Origin of the sequence: Pseudomonas sp. Marseille-Q5115 (assembly GCF_916618905.1) — a bacterium.
Lineage (GTDB): Bacteria > Pseudomonadota > Gammaproteobacteria > Pseudomonadales > Pseudomonadaceae > Aquipseudomonas > Aquipseudomonas japonica_A.
In genome coordinates, this window is sequence record NZ_CAKAKI010000001.1 from 4,246,950 (window position 1) to 4,268,915 (window position 21,966).

Consider the following 21,966-nt stretch of genomic DNA (forward strand, 5'->3'; position numbering starts at 1 on the left):
TGTCGTCGCTCAGGCGAAGTCCCACGGATACCTTGCGGGGAATTGGCCCGCATCCGTGGCCGTAAGCGGATGAGCTACCACGAAGCCCTGAATGTATTCACAACCGTTGTCCACCAGCCAGCGGTATTGCTCGGCGGTTTCCACGCCTTCTGCAATCACGGTGATGGAAAAGGCCTTGCACAGGTCGATGATCGAGCGCGCGATGGCGGTGTCGCGCTCGGAATGCGGCAAGCGAGCGATCAATTGCCGGTCCAGTTTCAGGGTATCGATGGGCAGGTCTCGAAGTATCTTCAGCGAACAATGGTCCCAGCCGAAATCGTCCAGCGCCACCCGCACGCCCAGGCCCCTGAGCAATGAGAGCTGGCGGCGGGTTTCTTCAGGGTTGTGCAACAGCGACGGCTCGACGACCTCGATCTCCAGCTGGTGTGGCATCAGGCCGTTGGCCGAGATCGCGTGCTGCAGTTCGGCAATCAGATTAGGCATGCTGAACTGGGCATTACTCAGGCTTATCCCCAGGACAAGGTCATCATCGAAACGCTCCCGCCATTGCCGACGTTGCGATGCGCCCTCCTGATAGATCCAGGACGTGAGCCGGCTGATCAGCCGTGCTTCCTCCAGCAAAGGAATGAACAGCCCTGGAGGCACATCCCCCACGCTCGGGTGCTGCCATCGCAATAACGCCTCGAAGCCGCGCAGGCGGCCGTCAGCCAGGCGAACCTGCGGCTGGTAAACGAGGGAGAATTCCTTGTGCTCGATCGCGGCGGAGACGCTCTCTTCCAACAGCAGCCGGGAACGCGCCCTTACGTTCAGGTCCTGGTCGTAATAGCGGTACTGCTGCTTGCCGGCCTGCTTTGCGGCGTACATGGCGATGTCGGCTGCACGCAAGAGGTGTTCCAGGTTCACGCCACATTCAGGATAGGTGGCAATCCCAATGCTCACTCCCAGGCTGACTTCCAAGCCATCGATTTGGGTGCAACTGCGCATCCGCTCAAGGATCTTTTCGGCGACCTTCGCCGCCTGCTCGGGGTAGTCCAGGGTATCAAGCAAGGCCGTGAACTCATCGCCGCCAATACGCCCGATGATGTCGTACGGGCGCAACAACGCCTTGAGCTGCGTGGCGACCCAGCGCAGCACCCGGTCGCCAGCATCATGGCCATGGGTGTCATTGATCCGCTTGAAGCCATCCATGTCCAGATAAAGGAGAGCCTGGCTTTTCTCTGGCCGCTCGTTACGCACCAGGGCGCTTTCAACGGTCTGGTAGAAGCCACGCCGGTTGAGCAGCCCGGTGAGTGGATCGGTGACCGCCTGGAATTCGAGCTGCTGGTGCAGGTTGCGTACCACGGACATGTCCTGGACCGTAAGCACCATAGCTTTTTCTGAAGCCAGCGGCGCACAGGACAGGGACACCGGCAAGGATTGGCCAGAGTAGGTCTTGAGTATGGCGTCGTGCACCCGGTGGATGTCGCGCAAGGTATAGGCGCGGAAGAACTCGGATTCGTGCCAGCTGGCCACGCTGGGCTTTTCGATGAAGTCCAGCAAGCGCGCGCTCTGTAATTCATCGATGGTTGCGCCCAGTAGCCGGGAGATGGCGGGGTTGGCGAAGCGAATATTGCCGATCTCGTCGATAACCAGAATGCCCTCGGCCGCATTCTCCAGTACCGACGCGTTGAAGGCCCTTGCCGTTTCCAGATCCCGTGTCAGCCGCTGTAATTCACGTCGGCTGCGCTGCTGCTCCAGGATGGCTTGCACCTTGGGCTTGAGAATTTCCGGGTCCACGGGCTTGAACAGGTAGTCCACGGCACCGTTGGCGTAGCCCTTGAGCACTGCGGCATCGGATTGCTCGTTGGCCGTGAGGAAAATGATCGGCGTAAGGCGCGTGCGCTGGCTGCCTTTCATCAACCTGGCGACTTCAAAGCCGTCCATGCCGGGCATTTGCACGTCCAGCAACACCAGGTCCACTTCGTGCTGGAGAAGCAGGCCAAGGGCCTCGACGCCCGAAGGCGCGGTCATCACCTGCCAATCCTGACGCTCCAACAGCGCCCTCATGCTCAGAAGATTCTCGGGATAGTCGTCCACCACAAGGATGGTCGATCGGTCTTCAGTCGGTCTGGTGTGCGCGCGATCCATGCTACTTCTCATCAAGGTGGCCACAAGCCAGCGTTCGCTGGGCCCGGGTAGGAGACACTCTAGCCTCGCTTTTGTCGCTTAACGCAACGGGAAAACTCTCATTTTGTGACGTAGCTGACGAACGGTAAGTTGCTGAAACGTACCGAATCAAGGGGTTAGGCGATGCCGACAAACGGTTGGCGCCAAAGGGATGGCGCCGCATTGCAAACAGTGTATCGTCTTTTACATACAAAGGGAGGCCACCTTTATATGTGCCCGGATTGTTCCGGGCTTTTTCATCACATTTATTCGGCCATTAACTTTTCTTCAGTTTAGTAGTGTAGGTGAAATATCATGATCGACCTCTCCACCTGGAACCTCAGCATCCCCGTCGGCAGCCCCGCGAAGACGATCGAAACGCCAGCATTGGTGAAGGGTTACAAGGACTCCTACTTCCGCGCCGATAATGGCACTTTGTTCTTCTGGGCCCCGGTTACCGGGTCCACTACCAAGAGCGCGAAATACCCACGCAGCGAACTGCGCGAAACCAATACCGATGGTTCGCTTCGCAACTGGAAGTACCCAGCTGCCAATAACTTCCTGCGTGCCAGCTTGACTGTCAACAAGGTGCCATCGACCGGCAAGCTCGTTATCGGGCAAATCCACCAGTACGACAGCAACGAGCCGATGGTGAAGCTGGAATACCAGTACAAGACCAGCAGCAAGACCGGCAACATCGTCGCCAAGCTGCGTTCGTCGCCTTCGCAGGACGAGCCAACGGTGATTCAGGTTGGTACCGGCGTTCCGTTGAACAGCAAGTTTGACTACACCATCAACTTGAGCCCTAGCGGCATGCTGACGATCGATGCGGCCAACTACCACTGGGCGAAACAGTTGAGCACCGGCTGGAAAACCAAAGACCTGTACTTCAAGGCAGGCGTATACGTACAAGACAACGCCGGTTATTCCTCCGAGGGCGGCCAGGTGACCTTCACCAAGCTGGAAATCAGCCATGTGAAAGGCTCCTGATTTATAGGCGCTCCTCCTACGGAGGGGCCCTATAAACAAAGCGGCGCGTAACGCTCTTTTTCTGAGCTGTTACGCGCCGCTTTTTTTTGCGCTGCGGTTATATATGAAACTTAGTTGACCTTGGCGGCCAATTCACCTTTCGCATAGCGCTGGAACATCACTTCGAGGGACAGTGGCTTGATCTTCGAGGCATGGCCAGCTGTACCAAACGCTTCATAGCGAGCAATGCACACGTCGCGCATCGCGGTAACGGTGTAAGCCAGGTATTTACGCGGGTCGAACTCGCTGGGGTTCTGCGCCATGAAGCGGCGGATCGCGCCAGTAGAGGCCAGACGAAGGTCTGTGTCGATGTTCACCTTGCGCACGCCGTGCTTGATACCTTCGACGATCTCCTCGACCGGCACGCCGTAGGTTTCTTTGATGTCGCCACCAAACTCATTGATGATCGCCAGCCAGTCCTGCGGTACCGAGGACGAGCCGTGCATTACCAAGTGGGTATTGGGGATGCGCTTGTGGATTTCCTTGATACGGTCGATCGCCAGCACGTCGCCGGTAGGCGGCTTGGTGAACTTGTAGGCACCGTGGCTGGTACCGATGGCGATGGCCAGGGCGTCGACCTGGGTGCGCTTGACGAAATCCGCAGCTTCTTCGGGGTCGGTCAGCATCTGGCTATGGTCCAGGATACCTTCGGCGCCCACACCATCTTCTTCACCGGCCTGGCCGGTTTCCAGCGAGCCCAGGCAGCCCAGTTCGCCTTCTACCGACACGCCACAGGCGTGGGCGAACGCGACGGTTTGCTGGGTAACACGTACGTTGTAGTCGTAGTCGGACGGGGTTTTACCGTCTTCCTTCAGCGAGCCGTCCATCATCACCGAGCTGAAGCCCAGCTGGATAGAACGCTGGCAGACGTCGGGGCTGGTGCCGTGGTCCTGGTGCATCACCACCGGGATGTGCGGAAATTCCTCGACGGCGGCGAGAATCAAGTGGCGCAGGAACGGTGCGCCAGCGTATTTGCGAGCACCCGCGGACGCTTGAACGATCACTGGCGAGTCGGTCTTGTCGGCCGCTTCCATGATCGCGCGCATCTGCTCAAGGTTGTTCACGTTGAACGCCGGAACGCCGTAGCCGAATTCGGCGGCGTGGTCCAGCAACTGGCGCATGCTAATCAGTGCCATGGTGTGTATCTCTCCCGGTCCAGGGTCGTTTAAGGTGCAAGCGCGGCCACCAAAGCGACCGCCCTACAGGCTAGCCACGGGCCATCACGTGGGCCCGGGGGGTGTTCACGGGACCATGTACGGCCCCGGCCAATCAAATCGTGGACAGCAACCACCGCATTGCCGAAGCAAGGCGGCCCAGGTCAACGCGACCCGCAATCCTGCAGGTTGTTAGCACCTGCGGTCGGATCGCCTGTCGCGTTGGTTTGCACGCGCTGGTCATTCTGATTGCTCGGCAGCTCCACCGGAGCAGGGCTGAATACCTCGCACGCACTGCGTTCGCCACCGAACATCGAACAACCTGACAACACAAGCAGAGAGCAGGCCAACGCAAGAACACGCTTCATGATGGACTCCTTTCACGTACCGGGATGGTTTTCAAAAGACCGCCCCGCTGAACGTTCGTTGCCTCATGGGCACGGCACCATGCTTTCGGCGGTGTCCGCTTCGTCGTTATCCATGGCCTCCTGGCCCTGCCGCTTGTCAATCACCGGCGCCGTCTCGGCTTGCCACCGTGCCCGCCAGTTGGCGTGGTCGCCCTCCGGGGTACAGCGCTCAGCGGCGGTACCCCCCTTTTGCTGCCGACTGGCCTCATGACTACACGCCATAAGGCCACAGGCGAGGGTGAGAACAAGCGCGCCGCGAATCACAAAGCTCAGCCTTTTGCCCGCTGTTCCAGCATCTCGACTGCAGGCAATACCTTGCCTTCCACGAACTCCAGGAAGGCGCCGCCGCCCGTGGAGATGTAGGAAATATCACCGGCAACACCATACTTGTCGATGGCCGCGAGGGTATCGCCACCACCCGCGATGGAAAACGCCGGGCTTTGGGCGATGCCTTTGGCCAGAACCTTGGTGCCGTTCCCGAACTGGTTGAATTCGAACACACCGACCGGGCCGTTCCACAGAATAGTCTTGGCGCTTTTGAGCAGCTCGGCGAACTGCTCCGCGGTTTTCGGGCCGATGTCCAGGATCATGTCATCGTCGGCAACGTCGGCGATATCCTTCACCGTCGCTACGGCGCTTTCAGCGAATTCCTTGGCCACGACCACGTCCACGGGCAGCGGCACGCTGACTTTGGCCGCGATCGCGCGGGCGGTGTCGAGCAGGTCCGGCTCGTGGAGGGACTTGCCTACCTTGTGCCCAGCGGCTGCCAGGAAGGTATTGGCGATACCACCGCCCACGATCAACTGGTCGCAGACAGTGCTCAGGCTGTTCAATACGTCCAGCTTGGTGGACACCTTGGAGCCTGCAACGATAGCCGCCATGGGTTTGGCCGGCGCCTTCAGCGCCTTGCCCAAGGCATCCAGCTCAGCGGCCAGCAATGGGCCGGCAGCCGCGACCTTGGCAAATTTCGCCACACCGTGGGTAGAGCCCTCGGCCCGGTGTGCGGTGCCGAAGGCATCCATTACGAACACGTCGCACAGGGCGGCGTACTTCTGCGCCAGCTCGTCGGCGTTCTTTTTCTCGCCCTTGTTGAAGCGCACGTTCTCGAACAACACTACGTTACCTGGCTCGACCGTGACCCCGTCGAGGTAGTCGGACACCAGCGCCACGTCGCGGCCCAATGCCTTGGTCAGGTACTCGGCCACAGGCTTGAGGCTGTTCTCGGCAGAGAACTCGCCTTCCACCGGACGGCCCAGATGCGAGCACACCATCACGGCGGCGCCTTTTTCCAGCGCCAGCTTGATGGTGGGCAGCGAAGCGACGATACGCGCGTCACTGGCTACCACGCCGTCCTTGATCGGAACGTTCAGGTCTTCGCGAATCAGCACGCGCTTGCCTTGAAGGTCCAGGTCGCTCATTTTCAACACGGTCATGTGTCAGTCCTTAGGCGTGTTCATTTTTGTGGTGGCGATGCCGAGGAAATGCCCCGCGACATCAAGCATTCGGTTGGCGAAGCCCCATTCGTTATCAAACCAGGCCAGCAGGTTGACCAGCCGCGGGCCAGACACACGCGTCTGGCTGGCGTCGACGATGGCCGAATGCGGGTCATGGTTGAAATCACAGCTGGCGTGCGGCAACTCGGTGTAGGCCAGCAGGCCTTTCAATGGCCCGCCAGACGCTGCTTCACGCAGCACTCGGTTGACCTCCTGCGCGTCAGTGTCGCGGGCAGTCTGAAGGGTGATGTCCAGGCAAGACACATTGACGGTAGGCACGCGCACTGCTTTGGCCTGAATTCGGCCTGCAAGTTCCGGAAGCAGGCGCTCTATTCCTCTCGCCAGGCCAGTAGAGACTGGAATCACCGACTGGAACGCCGAACGGGTACGGCGAAGGTCTTCATGATGGTAGGCATCGATCACTGGCTGGTCATTCATGGCCGAGTGAATCGTGGTGATGGAGGCGTACTCGATCCCGAAGGCCGCATCGAGCAGGCGCAGCAGCGGAACCGCGCAGTTGGTGGTACAGGAGGCATTGGACAGCAGCCGCTCGGCGCCACTCAGATGATGCTGGTTGATCCCATAGACCACCGTGGCATCAACGTCCGCCTCGCTGGCCATAGGCTGGGAAAACAGCATCCGGGGGGCACCTGCAGCCAGGAAACGCTCGCCATCGGCGCGGGAATGCCACGCGCCGGAGCACTCCATGACCAGGTCCAGCCCCAGGCCTGCCCAGTCCACGCCTTCAGGCGTTGCGCTGCGCAGCACCTTCAGGCGATCGCCGTTGATGCAAAGGTCTGAGCCGTCGATTCGCACATCGCCCGGAAAGCGGCCATGGGTGGAGTCGAAGCGGGTGAGGTATTCAAGGCTCGGCAGGTCCGCCAGGTCATTCAACGCGACCACTTCGATGCCTGCGTGGTCACGGCGCTCGTACAATGCCCGCAACACGCAACGGCCTATACGGCCGTAACCATTGAGGGCAACCCGATAAGGGCGGGATAGGGACATGGCGCGGTCTACACCTTGGTGAGCAGCTTGGTGAGCGGCGCCGCCGCGGAACCGCCCGTACCAGGCAGGCCGCGGCGACGGAGCGGGTCAGTCTTCGAGCAGCTCGTTGGCGATACCGACGATGTTGTCCACGGTAAAGCCGAACTCTTCGAACAGTGCCGGTGCCGGAGCAGACTCACCGAAAGTGGTCATGCCGACGATGCGGCCTTCAAGGCCTACATACTTGTACCAGAAGTCTGCGTGGGCCGCTTCGATAGCGATCCGCGCGGTCACTTCCAGCGGCAGTACCGCCTGCTTGTAGCTCGCGTCCTGCGCGTCGAACACGCTGGTGCTCGGCAAGGAAACAACACGCACCTTGCGGCCGGCCTCGGTCAGCGCATCGGCGGCCTGCACGGCAAGGCCAACCTCGGAACCCGTTGCGATCAGGATCAGATCCGGCTCGCCTGCGCAGTCCTTCAGTACATAGCCGCCCTTGGCCACATTGGCCAGTTGCTCGGCGTCACGCGGCTGGTGGGTGAGGTTCTGGCGAGAGAAGATCAGCGCCGAAGGCCCGTCGTTGCGCTCCAGCGCGTATTTCCAGGCGATGGCCGACTCGACTGCATCCGCCGGGCGCCAGGTGTCCAGGTTAGGCGTACCGCGCAGGCTTGCCAGTTGCTCGATCGGCTGGTGGGTAGGGCCGTCTTCGCCGAGGCCGATGGAATCGTGGGTGAACACATACAGCACACGCTTCTTCATCAGGGCGGACATGCGCACGGCATTGCGCGCGTATTCCATGAAGATGAGGAAGGTCGCGCCGTAAGGTACGAAGCCGCCATGCAGGGCGATGCCGTTCATGATGGCGCTCATGCCGAACTCGCGCACACCGTAGTACAGGTAGTTGCCGGCGGCGTCCTCGGCACTGATGCCCTTGCAACCCTTCCACAGGGTGAGGTTGGAGCCGGCCAGGTCGGCGGAGCCGCCCAGCAGCTCGGGCAACAGCGGGCCAAAGGCATTCAGGGTGTTCTGGCTGGCCTTGCGGCTAGCGACGGTTTCACCCTTGGCGGCCACTTCGGCGATGTAGGCGTTGGCTTGCTCGGCAAAGTCGGCTGGCAACTCACCGCTCATGCGGCGGACGAGCTCGTTGGCGAGGTCCGGATGCGCGGCGGAATAGGCGGCGAAACGCTGATCCCACTCGGCTTCGGCGGCAGTGCCCTTCTCGCGGCAGTTCCATTCCTTGTAGATATCCTCCGGAATTTCGAACGGCCCGTGGTTCCACTTGAGGTTGGCCCGGGTAAGGGCGATTTCGTCGTTGCCCAGCGGTGCGCCGTGGCACTCTTCCTTGCCTTGCTTGTTGGGCGAACCGAAGCCGATCGTTGTCTTGCAGCAGATCAGCGTGGGCTGGGCGCTTTTGCGCGCGGTTTCGATGGCAGTGGTGATTTCGTCCGAATCGTGGCCGTCCACGTTACGGATCACCTGCCAGCCGTAGGCTTCGAACCGCTTGGGCGTATCATCGTTGAACCAGCCTTCCACTTCGCCGTCGATGGAAATGCCGTTGTCGTCATAGAAGGCGATGAGCTTGCCCAGGCCCAGCGTACCGGCCAACGAGCATACTTCGTGGGAAATGCCTTCCATCATGCAGCCATCGCCCAGGAACACATAAGTGTTGTGGTTGATGATGTCGTGACCGGGGCGGTTGAACTGCGCGGCGAGTGCTTTTTCCGCGATGGCGAAGCCTACCGCGTTGGCAAGGCCCTGGCCGAGCGGGCCGGTGGTGGTTTCCACGCCCGGGGTATAGCCGTATTCGGGGTGGCCCGGGGTGCGGCTATGCAGCTGGCGGAAGTTTTTCAGGTCATCGATGGACAGGTCGTAGCCGGTAAGGTGCAGCAACGAATAGACCAGCATGGAGCCGTGCCCGTTGGACATGACAAAACGGTCACGGTCCAGGAATGCAGGGTTGGCCGGGTTGTGCTTGAGGAAATCCCGCCACAGCACTTCGGCAATGTCGGCCATTCCCATGGGGGCACCGGGGTGGCCGCTGTTGGCTTTCTGCACGGCATCCATGCTGAGGGCACGAATGGCGTTGGCACGCTCACGACGGCTGGGCATCGCTGATCTCCACTGACAATGATGAAACTGCAAAAGCGGCATTTTCGCTGATGGCCGGGTGTGCTCGCAATCGAAGATAGCCGGTGCGGCGCATTTTTCGCCCTTAAACGGTTCACTCGCCCAATATCAAAACTTTTTGATATTACCCTTGCGAGTGACCCGGGGCCGCACTAGACTCCCGGCCCTATGAGCTTGCGCGTACCTTCCATCAGCCACGAACCCGCCGACGACCTCGCCAGCCTGTGCAAGGCCGGTGGCGATCCGCTGCGCCTGAATGTGCTTCGCGCGCTGGCCTGCGATTCGTTCGGGGTACTGGAACTGGCGCAGATCTTCGATATCGGGCAGTCCGGCATGAGCCACCACTTGAAGGTGCTCGCCCAGGCTGGCCTTGTTGCTACGCGGCGCGAAGGCAACGCTATCTTCTATCGCCGCGCGTTGCCGGCTGACCACCGTATTGGTGGTCGCCTGCACGGCGCGCTGCTGGAAGAAGCCGACACGTTGGAGCTACCCGTCGACGCCCAGCGCAGAATGGCAGAGGTAGAACGCCAGCGCGCCAATGCCAGCCAGGTGTTCTTTTCCCGCGTGGCAGATCGGTTCCGCGCTCAACAGGATCTGATTGCCGGCCTGCCCCAGTATCGAGAAAGCCTGCTGGCGTTGCTTGATACCCTCCCGCCCGGCGGCAACGCGACCGCGCTGGAAGTAGGCCCGGGGGACGGTGGTTTTTTACCGGACCTGGCCCGCCGCTTCGGCCAGGTCACTGCCGTGGACAACAGCCCCGAGATGCTCGAACTGGCTCGCCAGTTGTGCCGCCGCGAAGGCATAGACAATGTGGAATTGCGGCTGGACGATGCGCTGGGTGAAACCACGCTGAGCGCCGATTGCGTGGTCGTGAACATGGTTTTGCACCATTTCAGCGACCCCGCCCATGCCATGAAACAGCTGGCTGCCCGGGTAAAGCCCGGTGGCAGTCTGCTGGTTACAGAGTTGTGTAGCCATGACCAGGATTGGGCCAGGACGGCCTGCGGAGATCTCTGGCTGGGTTTTGAACAGGAAGAACTGGCCCGCTGGGCCACCGCTGCGGGGCTTCGCCCCGGGGATGGGCTCTACGTGGGCCTTCGTAACGGTTTCCAGATACAGGTTCGCCACTTCCGGCGGCCGGCTGGCGACACTCACCATCGGTAATTTTTCAGGAAGCCGTCGAGATGAGCGAATACTCCATTTTCACCTCCGAGTCTGTGTCCGAAGGGCACCCGGACAAGATCGCCGACCAGATTTCCGATGCGGTGCTGGACGCCATCATCGCTGAAGACAAGCACGCCCGTGTTGCCTGCGAAACGCTGGTCAAGACCGGCGTTGCGATCATCGCTGGCGAAGTCACCACCTCGGCCTGGGTCGACCTCGAAGAGATCGTGCGCAAGGTCATCATCGACATCGGCTACAACAGCTCGGAAGTCGGCTTTGACGGCGCGACCTGCGCGGTCATGAACATCATTGGCAAGCAATCCGTGGACATCGCACAGGGTGTGGACCGCAGCAAGCCGGAAGACCAGGGCGCGGGCGATCAGGGCCTGATGTTCGGCTACGCCAGCAATGAAACCGACGTGCTGATGCCGGCGCCTATCCGCTTCTCGCACGCCCTGGTAGAGCGCCAGGCCGAAGCGCGCAAATCCGGGCTGCTGCCGTGGCTGCGCCCGGACGCCAAGTCTCAGGTCACCTGCCGCTATGAAAACGGCAAGGTAGTGGGTATCGATGCCGTGGTGCTGTCGACTCAGCACAACCCGGAAGTGAAATACGCCGACCTGCGTGAAGCCGTGATGGAACTGGTGGTCAAGCACTGCCTGCCTGCCGAGCTGCTGCACAAGGACACCCAGTACCACATCAACCCCACCGGCAACTTCATCATCGGTGGCCCGGTGGGCGACTGCGGCCTGACCGGTCGCAAGATCATCGTCGATACCTACGGCGGCATGGCACGTCACGGTGGCGGTGCATTCTCCGGCAAAGACCCATCCAAGGTCGACCGCTCCGCCGCCTATGCCGGCCGCTACGTGGCCAAGAACATCGTTGCCGCAGGCCTGGCCGACCGCTGCGAGATCCAGGTGTCCTACGCAATCGGCGTAGCGCAGCCTACGTCCATCTCGTTGAACACCTTCGGCACCGGCAAACTGTCGGACGACAAGATCATCCAGCTGGTACGCGAGCACTTCGACCTGCGCCCGTACGCCATCACCCGCATGCTGGACCTGCTGCACCCGATGTACCAGGCCACTGCGGCTTACGGTCACTTCGGGCGCAACCCCTATGAAATGACCGTCGGCAACGACACCTTCACGGCGTTCACCTGGGAGCGCACCGACCGCGCCGACGCGCTGCGGGCTGCCGCCAACCTCTGATCCGGGCAACATGCTGAAAAAGCCTCTCCTTCGCGAGAGGCTTTTTCGTTCTAGGCTTGGCATTCCCTCCCGATGAGCAAGGATGCTCTGTATGTGGAACCCGATTCGCTGCCTTGGCGCCCTTGCGCTGCTGGCATCCACTCCCTCCTGGGCCTGCCCTGCATGGTCACCGGAACACGCTGCCGCTCAAGTAGAGAGCCTCCAGCGCCAGCTGGATGAATGGAACCTGGCGTATCACCGCGACGGCGTGTCGAAGGTGGATGACGAACTTTATGACCAGGCCGAAACCCGCCTGCGTGCCTGGCGGCAGTGTTATCCCGCTGGCAATGCACCCGCGCCCTCGCCACTTGCCGCCAGCTCAGGCCCTGTTGCGCATCCGATCGCGCATACTGGCGTGGCCAAGCTGGTGGACGCCGATGACGCCAAGGCCTGGCTGAGCGGGCGCGAGGAAGTATGGGTGCAACCCAAAGTGGATGGCGTCGCGGTGACCATCGTTTACGAGCGGGGCCGCCTTGCCAAGGTAATCAGCCGCGGCGATGGCGTGAGCGGGCATGACTGGACCGCCAACGGTCGGCATGTTTCGGGCGTGCCACCTACCCTGCCACGCAACGTAGACCTTGAACTGCAGGGGGAACTCTTCCTTCGCCTGGAGGGGCATGTCCAGGCCCAGGCCGGAAGCCTGAACGCGCGCAGCCGCGTTGCCGGAATGATGGCGCGCCACAACCTGACCACCGCCGAGGGCCAGGCGCTTGGCTTCTTTCCCTGGGATTGGCCGAAAGGGCCCGGTACGCAGGCGGAGCGTCTGGCGCAACTGGCCGAACTGGGCTTTGCGGAACCACAGGCGTACAGCCATCGGATAAGCGACCCGGAAGACGCGCGTGGCTGGCGGGATCGCTGGTACAACGAGCCACTTCCGTTTGCCACCGACGGGATCATCCTGCGGGATAGCCAACGGCCCGCTGCGCATCGCTGGAAGGCGCAAGCGCCCTACTGGATCGCTGCCTGGAAATACCCTTGGCGCAGCGTGCTCGCCGAGGTGCACAAGGTGACCTTCGAAGTTGGCCGAACCGGTCGAATCACGCCAGTGCTGGAACTGCATCCCGTGCGCCTGGATGATCGTACCGTGAAGCGTGCCAGCCTGGGCTCGCTTCGGCGCTGGCAAACACTGGACGCAAGGCCAGGGGATCAGGTCTCGCTGGAACTTGCCGGGCTGACCATTCCGCGCGTGGGCGGTGTGATCATGCGTAGCCCTGTCCGCTACCCGGTAACTCCCCCCGAACCTTACAGCTTCAATGCGTTGACATGCTGGGTTCTCGATACAGGCTGCCGCAGCCAATACCTGGCCCGACTGCAATGGATGAGCCACCGGGATGCACTGGGCATGGCCCACGTAGGCAAGGCAACCTGGGAGCGCCTGCTGGATGCCGGGCTGTTACCCGAACTGCACAGCTGGCTGACCCTGGATGAGGCAGCGCTCGCCGCTGTCGATGGCATTGGTGAGCGCTCCGCGAAGCGAATCGCTGCGAGCTTTGAAGGTGCCCGCCAAAAACCTTTCAGAAAATGGCTTAAAGCGATGAGCGTACCGCCCTTGGGAAGCGTGCAGCTTGTGCCGCACTGGGCTCCCCTCGCGCGCCGCTCCGCGTCGGATTGGGCCAATGAAACCGGGATCGGCAGCGGCAAGGCCAGCCAACTAGTGGCCTTTTTCCATCATCCTCCCGCTTTGAAAATGGCCGCCGCGCTTCACCGTCTGGGTGTGGACGGGTTCGTTGAAGGGTTTGAACTTCCCCCGGACATCCGTTCCAATGGGCCTGAACTTACCGCTACAACCCCGGAGACCTCATGAAAGCTTTGCTTACCCTCACCCTTCTTCTTGGCGCAATGGCCCAGCCAGCCCTGGCGGCCACGCCGGATGAAAGCGCCGAGGCGAAGGGGTGTGCCGCCAAGGAACAACGCGTACAGGAGGAGATCTCTCGTGCCCGCGAAGCCGGCAACACCAGCCAGCTCGAAGGCCTGCAGATCGCCCTGGGAGAGTTGCAGGCCAACTGCACCGACGACCGCCTCAAGAAAGAGCGCGAGACCAAAGTGCTGGACGCCAAGAAAGAAGTAAGCGAGCGCCAGGCTGATCTCGACAAGGCCATGAAAAAGGGCGATCCGGACAAGATCAACAAGCGCAAGGACAAGCTCGCCGAAGCCCGCAAGGAGCTTCAGGAAGCTGTCGACGAACTGGACAAATAAACCCGTGAGCGACCCGTATCAGGCCGCTACGCAAAACAGGGCGATGATCAGCCCAAGCCCCACGAACCAGGCGATCGAGCGCAGCGGTGCCCGGTCGGCCAGATAGCACAGGATATAAGCCACCCGGCTTGCCACGAAGAGCATGGCGAGCAGGTCGATGGTGCCTTGGGTAGTACCCCCTGCGAGGTGCGCGATGATGACTGCCGCGGCGAACGCCGGGGTGATCTCGAAGCCGTTCAACTGCGCGGCATGTGCACGCTTTGATAGCCCCTGTTGCTTGTCCAGCCAGGCGCGAGGGTCACGATTGGCATTGGGGCCAAAGCGATCGCCGGCCAGTTTGGCGGTTACCGTGCAGGCATACGGCAGCAGGATCGCGACCAGTACACACCAATAAGCAGTCGTCATTGTTCTCTCGCTTGTCAGTTTATTTTCATGATCATGATGCCGGCCACCACTAACACGCAGGCCAGCAAGCGTGGCAACCCAAGGGGCTCCTTGAGGTAACGCATGCCGAAAAGCACCACCAGTATCACGCTGGTTTCACGCAAGGCGGCGGCTTCCGCCACCGAGCCCGCAGCCATGGCCCATAGCACCAGCGCATAGCTTGCAAGCACGCACACACCCACGGTGGTGCCAAGCCGCCATTGGCTACGCCAGAACTGCCTGAAGCGTTCTCGGCGATTGACCAGAGCAAGGGCCGGAAACGGCCATGCACTGATGAAGGTAAGCCAGGCCAGGTAGTCCAGCGGCCTTCCCCAGCGCTGCAGGGCCTGGCCGTCGATCCATGTGTAGCTGCCAATGCAAATGCCGATGAGCACTACAATGGGCAACACTGACCACGGCAGGCGATCGCCACCCCCGCCCTGCCATAGCAGGCAGGCCATCCCGCAGGGTATCAACAGGATGCCCAGTACCTGATTCGTGTGGAGCGGCTCATTACCCACTATCAATGTGAGGCCCAGCACTACCAGCGGAGACAAACCTCGCATCAGCGGGTAAACCAACCCCAGGTCAGCGGTTCGATAGGCCTGGATCAACAGGTAGCGATACAGCAACTCAAACAGGGCGCTGGCAATCATCCAAGGCCATATGGCTGCGGGCGGCACAGACACCAGGCACACCAGTGGCACCGCGAGCAGGAACGCAATGGCGTCCATGCTCGCAACCACCAGCAGTCGTTCGGCGCTGAACTTGACCAACGTGTTCCAGGCTGCGTGCAACACAGCCGCGAGCAGAACAAGAGTAGTGGCGAACACCCGAAATCCTTTTCGTTTGAATCAGCCGTTCAACCCTTCTTCGGCGAACTGGTCCTTGATGTAGCGGATCTCGGTCCTGCCATGGGGCGCCGGGAGGCCGTCCTCACCCAGGTTCACAAACACAAGCTTGTCCACGGTCAGGATGCTTTTGCGGGTGATCTTGTTGCGCACCTCACAGGTGAGCGTGATCGATGTTCGGCCAAACTCGGTAGCTGTGATACCCAGCTCGATGATGTCCCCCTGCCGGGAAGCACTGACGAAATTGATCTCGGAGATGTACTTGGTCACCACCCGCTGGTTACCCAGCTGCACGATGGCGTAAATCGCCGCTTCTTCGTCGATCCAGCGCAGCAGGCTGCCACCGAACAACGTGCCGTTCGGGTTGAGATCCTCTGGTTTAACCCACTTGCGGGTATGGAAATTCATGTGCACCCCCTCAATGTCTGTAGGCCAACCCTATCATGCCTGACCGCCCGGCGGATTCGACACCCTGCCCGGCCACCCTATATACTGCGCAACGTTTCACCGCCCGCGCTACGTGGGCGTTCCCGCCACCCAACCGAGGGGCGCTGCAGCAGGTCATCCTGTCAGGCTCGGTTGGGGCGTTAGCATGGCCGGCAATGACCGGCCCCGGGCCTCGCCCGAACGCACAACGGCGCCCATTCGCATACTACGAATGGAGACTCTCGAATGAGTGCTGTACTGACGCCTGCCGATTTTTCCGACTACAAGGTCGCCGATATTTCCCTGGCTGCCTGGGGCCGCCGCGAAATCATCATCGCCGAATCCGAAATGCCAGCCTTGATGGGCCTGCGCCGCAAATATGCGGGCGAGCAACCGCTCAAAGGCGCCAGGATTCTCGGGTGCATCCACATGACCATTCAGACCGCCGTGCTGATCGAAACCCTGGTTGCCCTGGGTGCCGAAGTGCGCTGGTCGTCCTGCAACATCTTCTCCACCCAGGATCAGGCCGCCGCCGCCATTGCCGCCGCGGGCATTCCGGTATTTGCCTGGAAAGGCGAAACCGAAGCCGAATACGAGTGGTGCATCGAGCAGACCATCCTCAAGGATGGCCAGCCATGGGACGCCAACATGGTGCTGGACGACGGCGGTGACCTCACCGAAATCCTCCACAACAAATATCCGGCGATGCTCGAGCGCATCCATGGTGTTACCGAAGAAACCACCACCGGCGTACACCGCCTGCTGGACATGCTCGCCAAGGGTACCCTCAAGGTGCCGGCGATCAACGTGAACGACTCGGTGACCAAGAGCAAGAACGACAACAAATACGGTTGCCGTCACAGCCTCAACGACGCCATCAAGCGTGGTACCGACCACTTGCTGTCCGGCAAGCAAGCGCTGGTGATTGGCTACGGTGACGTAGGCAAGGGCTCGGCCCAGTCGCTGCGTCAGGAAGGCATGATCGTGAAGGTCAGCGAAGTGGACCCGATCTGCGCCATGCAGGCTTGCATGGATGGCTTCGAGTTGGTCTCCCCTTACAAGGACGGTATCAACGACGGCACCGAAGGTTCCGTGGACGCCGCCTTGCTGGGCAAGATCGACCTGATCGTAACCACCACCGGCAACGTCAACGTGTGCGATGCCAACATGCTGCGTGCTTTGAAAAAACGCGCCGTGGTGTGCAACATCGGCCACTTCGACAACGAGATCGACACCGCCTTCATGCGCAAGAACTGGGCATGGGAAGAGGTCAAGCCGCAGGTGCACAAAGTCCACCGTACCGGCGCCGGTAGCTTTGACGCACAGAACGACGACTATCTGATCCTTCTGGCCGAAGGCCGCCTGGTGAACCTGGGCAACGCCACTGGCCACCCAAGCCGGATCATGGATGGCTCCTTCGCCAACCAGGTGCTCGCACAGATCCACCTGTATGCGCAGAAGTTCGCGGACCTGCCGGCAGCGGCCAAGGCTGAACGCCTTACCGTTGAAGTACTGCCCAAGAAGCTGGACGAAGAAGTGGCACTGGAAATGGTGCGTGGCTTTGGCGGCGTAGTGACTCAGCTCACGCCCAAGCAGGCTGAATACATCGGCGTAACCGTCGAAGGCCCATTCAAGCCAGACACCTACCGTTATTAATAGCTGCAAGAGGTAAGCGGCAAGCGGCAAGCTCAAACCGGGCTTGCCGCATGTAGCTTGCTGCTTGCGGCTCTTCTTCGAAGAGCTGCCCTGAAATGTCTTTTGCCAATAAAAGCTTCAGCTTCGAGTTTTTCCCGACGAAAACCGACGCCGGCCACGAAAAGCTCATGAACGTGGCGCGCCAGCTGGCCGCCTACAAGCCCGAATTCTTCTCCTGCACCTATGGCGCGGGTGGGTCTACGCGCGACCGCACATTCGACACCGTGATGCAGCTGGAGCGTGAAGTACAGGTTCCAGCCGCCCCGCATCTTTCGTGCGTAGGTGACAGCAAGGCTGAACTGCGAGACCTGCTTGTGCAGTACCGCGACGCCGGCATCAAGCGCATTGTCGCGCTGCGTGGCGACCTGCCTTCGGGTATGGGGATGGCCTCCAGTGAGCTGCGCCACGCCAACGACCTGGTGGAATTCATTCGCGCCGAGACGGGCGATCATTTCCACATCGAAGTCGCCGCCTACCCGGAAATGCACCCGCAGGCGCGCAACTTCGAGGACGACCTGGCGAACTTCGCACGCAAGGCGCGGGCGGGGGCCGATAGCGCGATTACCCAGTACTTCTTCAACGCTGATAGTTACTTCTATTTCGTTGACCGGGTACGCAAACTGGGCGTGGATTTGCCTATCGTGCCGGGCATCATGCCTATCACCAACTACAGCAAGCTGGCTCGGTTTTCCGAAGCCTGCGGCGCGGAGATCCCTCGCTGGGTTCGCAAGCAGCTGGAAGCTTATGGCGATGACGCCAACAGCATCCAGGCGTTCGGGGAAGAAATGATCACGCGTATGTGTGAACAGTTGCTGGAAGGTGGCGCTCCAGGCCTGCACTTCTATACGTTGAACCAGGCCCAGGCCAGCCTGGCCATCTGGCACAACCTCGGCTTGCCCCGCTAAACCTTGCGGGCCCGGCGTTATTCAGCGCCGGGCCTTCATCGTGCCATTAGGGGAAAGCCTGACTAGTCAGCTTCACCCCCTGCGCTTACTCTGCGCCCATGCGCGCCCTCGTCTGTCTTTTTATTTTCGTTCTTGCCCTGGTGTCGCCGATATTTACATCGGCGCAGCCGCTGCGCATCGTCACCGAGCCCTGGGGACCCTACGTTTATCAGGACGGCACGGCGCTGACAGGTATCGACTACGAAATCGCCAACGAAGTCTTCAACAGGCTGGGTATACAGGTGCAGTGGCAGTTCCTGCCATGGAAGCGCTGCTTGATGATGATCGAGGAAGGCCAGGCTGACGCCGTGCTCGACATTTTCCGTACACCCACCCGGGAACGGCAGTTGATCTATGCCAACGAGGCGCTGTCCTCGGTTGAGTTCGTGCTGTACGAAGCAAACGAACGCCCTCAGCCCGCCGCTCGCCTGAAGAGCCTCCAAGGCTTGCGCGTAGGCACAGCGCCGGGCTTCCTCTATGGGCCCGTGTTCGAAGGTTCACAGGCACAGAAGGAGCCAGCGCCCAACCTGGAGGCCAACTTTGGCAAACTTTTGCTTGGCCGTGTGGACCTGGTAATTGGCGATCGCCGCCAAGGCCGGTTCGCTTTGCGGCAAACAGGCCTTGAGGGCCGTATCAGAGAAATCCCTGGCACCTTGCACAGCGACGTGCTGTATCTGGCGCTGCGCCGCACGGGTGAGCTCGCAGAGCTGGCCGAGCGTTTCGCCAGCACCTTGCAAGCCTTCAAACGTGAGCCCGCCTACCGGGAACTGCTCAAGCGCTACGACCACTGACCGTTACGCATGCCTGATTAACGGCGGCAAACCCGTTCCCCCTATAAAAAACCGGCCATCGGGCAGTGAAATCTCAGCGTCATGCCAACGCTCTGTTATACTCCGGCGTTCCCGCCAGGCTTACGCCCGGACGCCGGACCTCGCATTCCCTCTTCGCATGCCCGCGCCATGGCCCAGCCTCGGCAGCCCGCTGCGGACCCTCCGCGAGCGCCAGCAGTACCGGACGCGGTTGCGTCGATATCCGCCCCCGCGCCAGGCAAACGTTCCCTCGGGCCCAAGCCCTCACAATGAACAGGATTGCCCATGTCCTTTGCTTCCCTCGGTCTCTCCGAGGCTCTAGTCAGTGCTATCGAAGCCGCTGGCTACACGCAGCCTACCCCCGTGCAACAGCGGGCAATCCCCGCCGTGTTGCAGGGCCGCGACCTGATGGTTGCCGCCCAGACTGGTACTGGCAAGACCGCCGGTTTCGCCCTGCCGATCCTGGAACGCTTGTTCCCAGCCGGCCACCCGGACAAATCCCAGCGTCACGGCCCTCGTCAGCCCCGGGTACTGGTGCTCACGCCTACCCGCGAACTGGCTGCACAGGTCCATGACAGCTTCCGTATCTATGCCCGCGACCTGAAATTCGTCAGCGCCTGCGTATTCGGTGGCGTAGGCGTGAACCCACAGGTACAGGCCCTGGCCAAGGGTGTGGACGTGCTGGTCGCCTGCCCTGGCCGCCTGCTCGACCTGGCTGGCCAAGGCAGCGTCGACCTGACTCACGTCGAAATCCTCGTGCTGGACGAAGCCGACCGCATGCTCGACATGGGTTTCATCCATGACGTGAAGAAGGTGTTGGCACGGTTGCCAGAGAAGCGCCAGAACCTGCTGTTCTCCGCAACCTTCTCCAAAGACATCACCGACCTCGCCGGCAAGCTGCTGCACAACCCGGAGCGGATCGAAGTCACCCCGCCCAATACCACGGTCGAGCGAATCGAACAGCGCGTATACCGCATCGGCGCCAGCCACAAGCGCGCCCTGTTGGCACACTTGATCACCCAAGGCGCGTGGGAACAGGTGCTGGTGTTCACCCGTACCAAGCACGGCGCCAACCGCCTTGCCGAATACCTCGAAAAACACGGCCTTACCGCCGCCGCGATTCATGGCAACAAAAGCCAGAACGCGCGCACCAAGGCTTTGGCTGACTTCAAGGCCAATACTGTGCGTGTGCTGGTGGCCACCGACATCGCGGCCCGCGGCCTGGATATCGACCAACTGCCCCACGTTGTAAACTTCGAACTGCCCAATGTCGAGGAAGACTACGTGCACCGGATCGGCCGTACTGGCCGTGCCGGGCGCAACGGCGAAGCGATCTCGCTGGTTGCTCCAGATGAAGAAAAGCTGCTCAAGAGCATCGAGCGCATGACCCGGCAGAAGATCGCCGATGGCGAGCTGATGGGCTTCGACGCTAGCACCATCGAGGCCGAAAAGCCCGAAACCCGCGAACGTCCTCCGGCTAACAAGCCGCGCGGCCGTGAGCCCCGTGGGGACAAACCTGCCTCGGGCGGGCGCAAGGATAAAGGCAAGGACAAAGGGAAAGACAAGCCCCGCGAGAAAGCGGCCGATAGCCGCTCTGGCGAACAACGCGGCGCCGAGCGTACCGAAGGCCGTCAGCCCAGGGCACGTGGCCCCCGCCAACCCCAGCGCCCGGCACAATCGGCTGGCGCGCCAGCGGTCGAACCCGGCAACCGGGACCCTGAAGCGTTCCTGGACGACGAAGTCGATAACTTTGGCAACCGGGCCGATTACGTCAGCCCCTACCAGAACCAGAAAGGTCAGGGCCGCAACCGTCGCCCTAATGCCCCTGCAAGTGCTGGCGTGAGCCAGGCTCCTGCGGCTGCCAAGGCCCCTGGCCAAGGCGCGCGTCGTAGCCAGCCTGCCGGGCCGCGTTCGGCCGCCGACGGTGGCGCCAAGCGCCCGCGTAACAATGCCGGCCAAGGTGCCGGTGCGGGGCAGAACCGCCGTGATAACCCACGCAACCGTCGCCCTCGCGAGGAAGGTGCAGTGCCGGCAGTCACCGAAGGCCGTCGCGAAGCGCCAAAGCCAAAGATCATCATGAAAGAATCCAAGCTGGACCGCACCCTGACGGCCGAGCAGCTCGATGATCTGCAGAACCGCGCCAAGACCGGCGAGAAACCAGCCTTGCTGACCCGCAAGAACTGATTTTCACCGGCAATGAAAAACGCCGCGCTCCCTGACAGGGGCGCGGCGTTTTTTTATGCTCGTAAAGGCTTACTTCTTCTGCACGCCTTCGAACACGAAGTACAGCTCAACGGTATCGGACTGCGGGCCAAGGTCCATGGACTTGGGCGCGAAATCCTTGCGGTTGATGCTGGTGGTGCCTTCGAAGCCGGCGCGGTAGCCGCCCCATGGGTCTTTGCCTTCGCCCAGGAAGGTGGCCTTGATGACCACAGGCTTGGTCACGCCGTGAAGGGTAAGGTCACCGGTCACATCAGCTGTGGTTTTGCCATCGGCGTTCTTGCCGGTTGGCTTGACGCTGGTGGACTTGAAGGTCGCTTCAGGGTAGTTGGCAACGTCCAGGAAGTCTTTGCTGCTGATGTGTTTGTCGCGCTCGGCCTGGTTGGTGAACACGCTGGCAGTCTTCAGGGTTACGTCGATCTTGCTGTCTTCAGGCTTGGCGGCGTCGAAGCTGAAAGTGCCGTCGAAGTCCTTGAACGTACCGGTGATGAAGCTGTAGCCCAGGTGGCTGATCTTGAAGTTGACGAAAGCGTGCTGGCCTTCCTTGTCGATATGGTAATCAGCCGCCATGGCCTGGCCAGCGGTGAGTGCGGCAGTGCCGAGCGCAAGCGCGGCCAGAGTGTGTTTAAGCATTTTCCATTTCCTTTGC

General features: G+C 61.2%; 20 protein-coding genes and 1 riboswitch. Of the genes, 9 read left to right on the forward strand and 11 right to left on the reverse strand.

Annotated features, from left to right (window positions below; all coding sequences use genetic code 11):
- Nucleotides 1-9: 9 nt before the first annotated feature.
- The gene (locus tag LG385_RS19325) at nt 10-2,127 is read right to left on the reverse strand and encodes a putative bifunctional diguanylate cyclase/phosphodiesterase (protein ID WP_225775537.1); all 2,118 of its coding nucleotides are present in this window, start codon (nt 2,125-2,127) and stop codon (nt 10-12) included.
- Nucleotides 2,128-2,460: 333 nt separating this feature from the next.
- Between LG385_RS19325 and LG385_RS19330 the strand changes: the two genes are divergently transcribed.
- Nucleotides 2,461-3,135 (forward strand): polysaccharide lyase family 7 protein, encoded by a 675-nt coding sequence (locus tag LG385_RS19330; protein ID WP_225775538.1) that lies wholly within the window; start codon nt 2,461-2,463, stop codon nt 3,133-3,135.
- A 110-nt stretch (nt 3,136-3,245) separates the two neighbouring features.
- Here LG385_RS19330 and fba read toward each other — a convergent pair whose 3' ends face one another.
- The 6 genes from fba to tkt all read right to left on the reverse strand — a co-directional run bounded on the left by fba (nt 3,246) and on the right by tkt (nt 9,321).
- Nucleotides 3,246-4,310 (reverse strand): class II fructose-bisphosphate aldolase, encoded by a 1,065-nt coding sequence (gene fba / locus LG385_RS19335; protein ID WP_181113617.1) that lies wholly within the window; start codon nt 4,308-4,310, stop codon nt 3,246-3,248.
- Between the two features lie 182 nt (nt 4,311-4,492).
- The gene (locus LG385_RS19340; protein WP_225775539.1) at nt 4,493-4,696 is read right to left on the reverse strand and encodes a lipoprotein; all 204 of its coding nucleotides are present in this window, start codon (nt 4,694-4,696) and stop codon (nt 4,493-4,495) included.
- A 63-nt stretch (nt 4,697-4,759) separates the two neighbouring features.
- Nucleotides 4,760-4,957 (reverse strand): hypothetical protein, encoded by a 198-nt coding sequence (locus tag LG385_RS19345; protein ID WP_225775540.1) that lies wholly within the window; start codon nt 4,955-4,957, stop codon nt 4,760-4,762.
- A 47-nt stretch (nt 4,958-5,004) separates the two neighbouring features.
- Nucleotides 5,005-6,168: a phosphoglycerate kinase gene (locus LG385_RS19350; RefSeq protein WP_225775541.1), complete on the reverse strand. Its 1,164-nt coding sequence runs from the start codon at nt 6,166-6,168 to the stop codon at nt 5,005-5,007.
- A 3-nt stretch (nt 6,169-6,171) separates the two neighbouring features.
- The gene (gene epd, locus LG385_RS19355; RefSeq protein ID WP_225775542.1) at nt 6,172-7,236 is read right to left on the reverse strand and encodes an erythrose-4-phosphate dehydrogenase; all 1,065 of its coding nucleotides are present in this window, start codon (nt 7,234-7,236) and stop codon (nt 6,172-6,174) included.
- 87 nt (nt 7,237-7,323) lie between these two features.
- A complete protein-coding gene (gene tkt / locus LG385_RS19360; protein ID WP_225775543.1) occupies nt 7,324-9,321 on the reverse strand; it encodes a transketolase in 1,998 nt (665 codons plus the stop codon).
- Between the two features lie 186 nt (nt 9,322-9,507).
- Here tkt and LG385_RS19365 point away from each other — a divergent pair, with 186 nt between their 5' ends.
- The 4 genes from LG385_RS19365 to LG385_RS19380 all read left to right on the forward strand — a co-directional run bounded on the left by LG385_RS19365 (nt 9,508) and on the right by LG385_RS19380 (nt 13,949).
- The gene (locus LG385_RS19365; RefSeq protein WP_225775544.1) at nt 9,508-10,503 is read left to right on the forward strand and encodes an ArsR/SmtB family transcription factor; all 996 of its coding nucleotides are present in this window, start codon (nt 9,508-9,510) and stop codon (nt 10,501-10,503) included.
- 20 nt (nt 10,504-10,523) lie between these two features.
- A complete protein-coding gene (metK, locus tag LG385_RS19370) occupies nt 10,524-11,714 on the forward strand; it encodes a methionine adenosyltransferase (RefSeq protein ID WP_181113631.1) in 1,191 nt (396 codons plus the stop codon).
- A gap of 91 nt (nt 11,715-11,805) precedes the next feature.
- Nucleotides 11,806-13,557, forward strand: coding sequence for an NAD-dependent DNA ligase LigB (ligB, locus tag LG385_RS19375; protein WP_225775545.1), 1,752 nt, complete (start codon nt 11,806-11,808; stop codon nt 13,555-13,557).
- On the forward strand, nt 13,554-13,949 hold the full coding sequence (locus LG385_RS19380) for a DUF1090 domain-containing protein (protein WP_181113635.1): 396 nt from the start codon (nt 13,554-13,556) through the stop codon (nt 13,947-13,949). The genes ligB and LG385_RS19380 overlap by 4 nt, the downstream gene beginning before the upstream one ends.
- 18 nt (nt 13,950-13,967) lie before the next feature.
- Here the strand turns inward: LG385_RS19380 and LG385_RS19385 are convergent, their stop codons facing one another.
- The 3 genes from LG385_RS19385 to LG385_RS19395 are packed head-to-tail and all read right to left on the reverse strand — an operon-like array spanning nt 13,968 to nt 15,631.
- The gene (locus tag LG385_RS19385) at nt 13,968-14,354 is read right to left on the reverse strand and encodes an MAPEG family protein (protein ID WP_225775546.1); all 387 of its coding nucleotides are present in this window, start codon (nt 14,352-14,354) and stop codon (nt 13,968-13,970) included.
- Nucleotides 14,355-14,368: 14 nt separating this feature from the next.
- The gene (locus LG385_RS19390; RefSeq protein ID WP_225775547.1) at nt 14,369-15,205 is read right to left on the reverse strand and encodes an EamA family transporter; all 837 of its coding nucleotides are present in this window, start codon (nt 15,203-15,205) and stop codon (nt 14,369-14,371) included.
- Between the two features lie 21 nt (nt 15,206-15,226).
- Entirely contained in the window at nt 15,227-15,631 is a 405-nt protein-coding gene (locus LG385_RS19395; RefSeq protein WP_318781407.1) for an acyl-CoA thioesterase, read from the reverse strand.
- Nucleotides 15,632-15,760: 129 nt separating this feature from the next.
- Nucleotides 15,761-15,873: riboswitch (S-adenosyl-L-homocysteine riboswitch) on the forward strand.
- 22 nt (nt 15,874-15,895) lie between these two features.
- Here LG385_RS19395 and ahcY point away from each other — a divergent pair.
- The 4 genes from ahcY to LG385_RS19415 all read left to right on the forward strand — a co-directional run bounded on the left by ahcY (nt 15,896) and on the right by LG385_RS19415 (nt 21,281).
- Nucleotides 15,896-17,305, forward strand: coding sequence for an adenosylhomocysteinase (gene ahcY, locus LG385_RS19400; protein ID WP_225775548.1), 1,410 nt, complete (start codon nt 15,896-15,898; stop codon nt 17,303-17,305).
- 95 nt (nt 17,306-17,400) lie between these two features.
- The gene (metF, locus tag LG385_RS19405) at nt 17,401-18,249 is read left to right on the forward strand and encodes a methylenetetrahydrofolate reductase [NAD(P)H] (protein WP_225775549.1); all 849 of its coding nucleotides are present in this window, start codon (nt 17,401-17,403) and stop codon (nt 18,247-18,249) included.
- 140 nt (nt 18,250-18,389) lie between these two features.
- A complete protein-coding gene (locus tag LG385_RS19410; RefSeq protein ID WP_225775550.1) occupies nt 18,390-19,079 on the forward strand; it encodes a substrate-binding periplasmic protein in 690 nt (229 codons plus the stop codon).
- A 303-nt stretch (nt 19,080-19,382) separates the two neighbouring features.
- Complete coding sequence (locus tag LG385_RS19415) at nt 19,383-21,281, forward strand: DEAD/DEAH box helicase (RefSeq protein WP_225775551.1); 1,899 nt, start codon at nt 19,383-19,385, stop codon at nt 21,279-21,281.
- Between the two features lie 69 nt (nt 21,282-21,350).
- On the opposite strand, the gene LG385_RS19420 is transcribed toward LG385_RS19415, so the two are convergent.
- On the reverse strand, nt 21,351-21,950 hold the full coding sequence (locus LG385_RS19420; RefSeq protein ID WP_181113656.1) for a YceI family protein: 600 nt from the start codon (nt 21,948-21,950) through the stop codon (nt 21,351-21,353).
- Between the last annotated feature and the right edge of the window lie 16 nt (nt 21,951-21,966).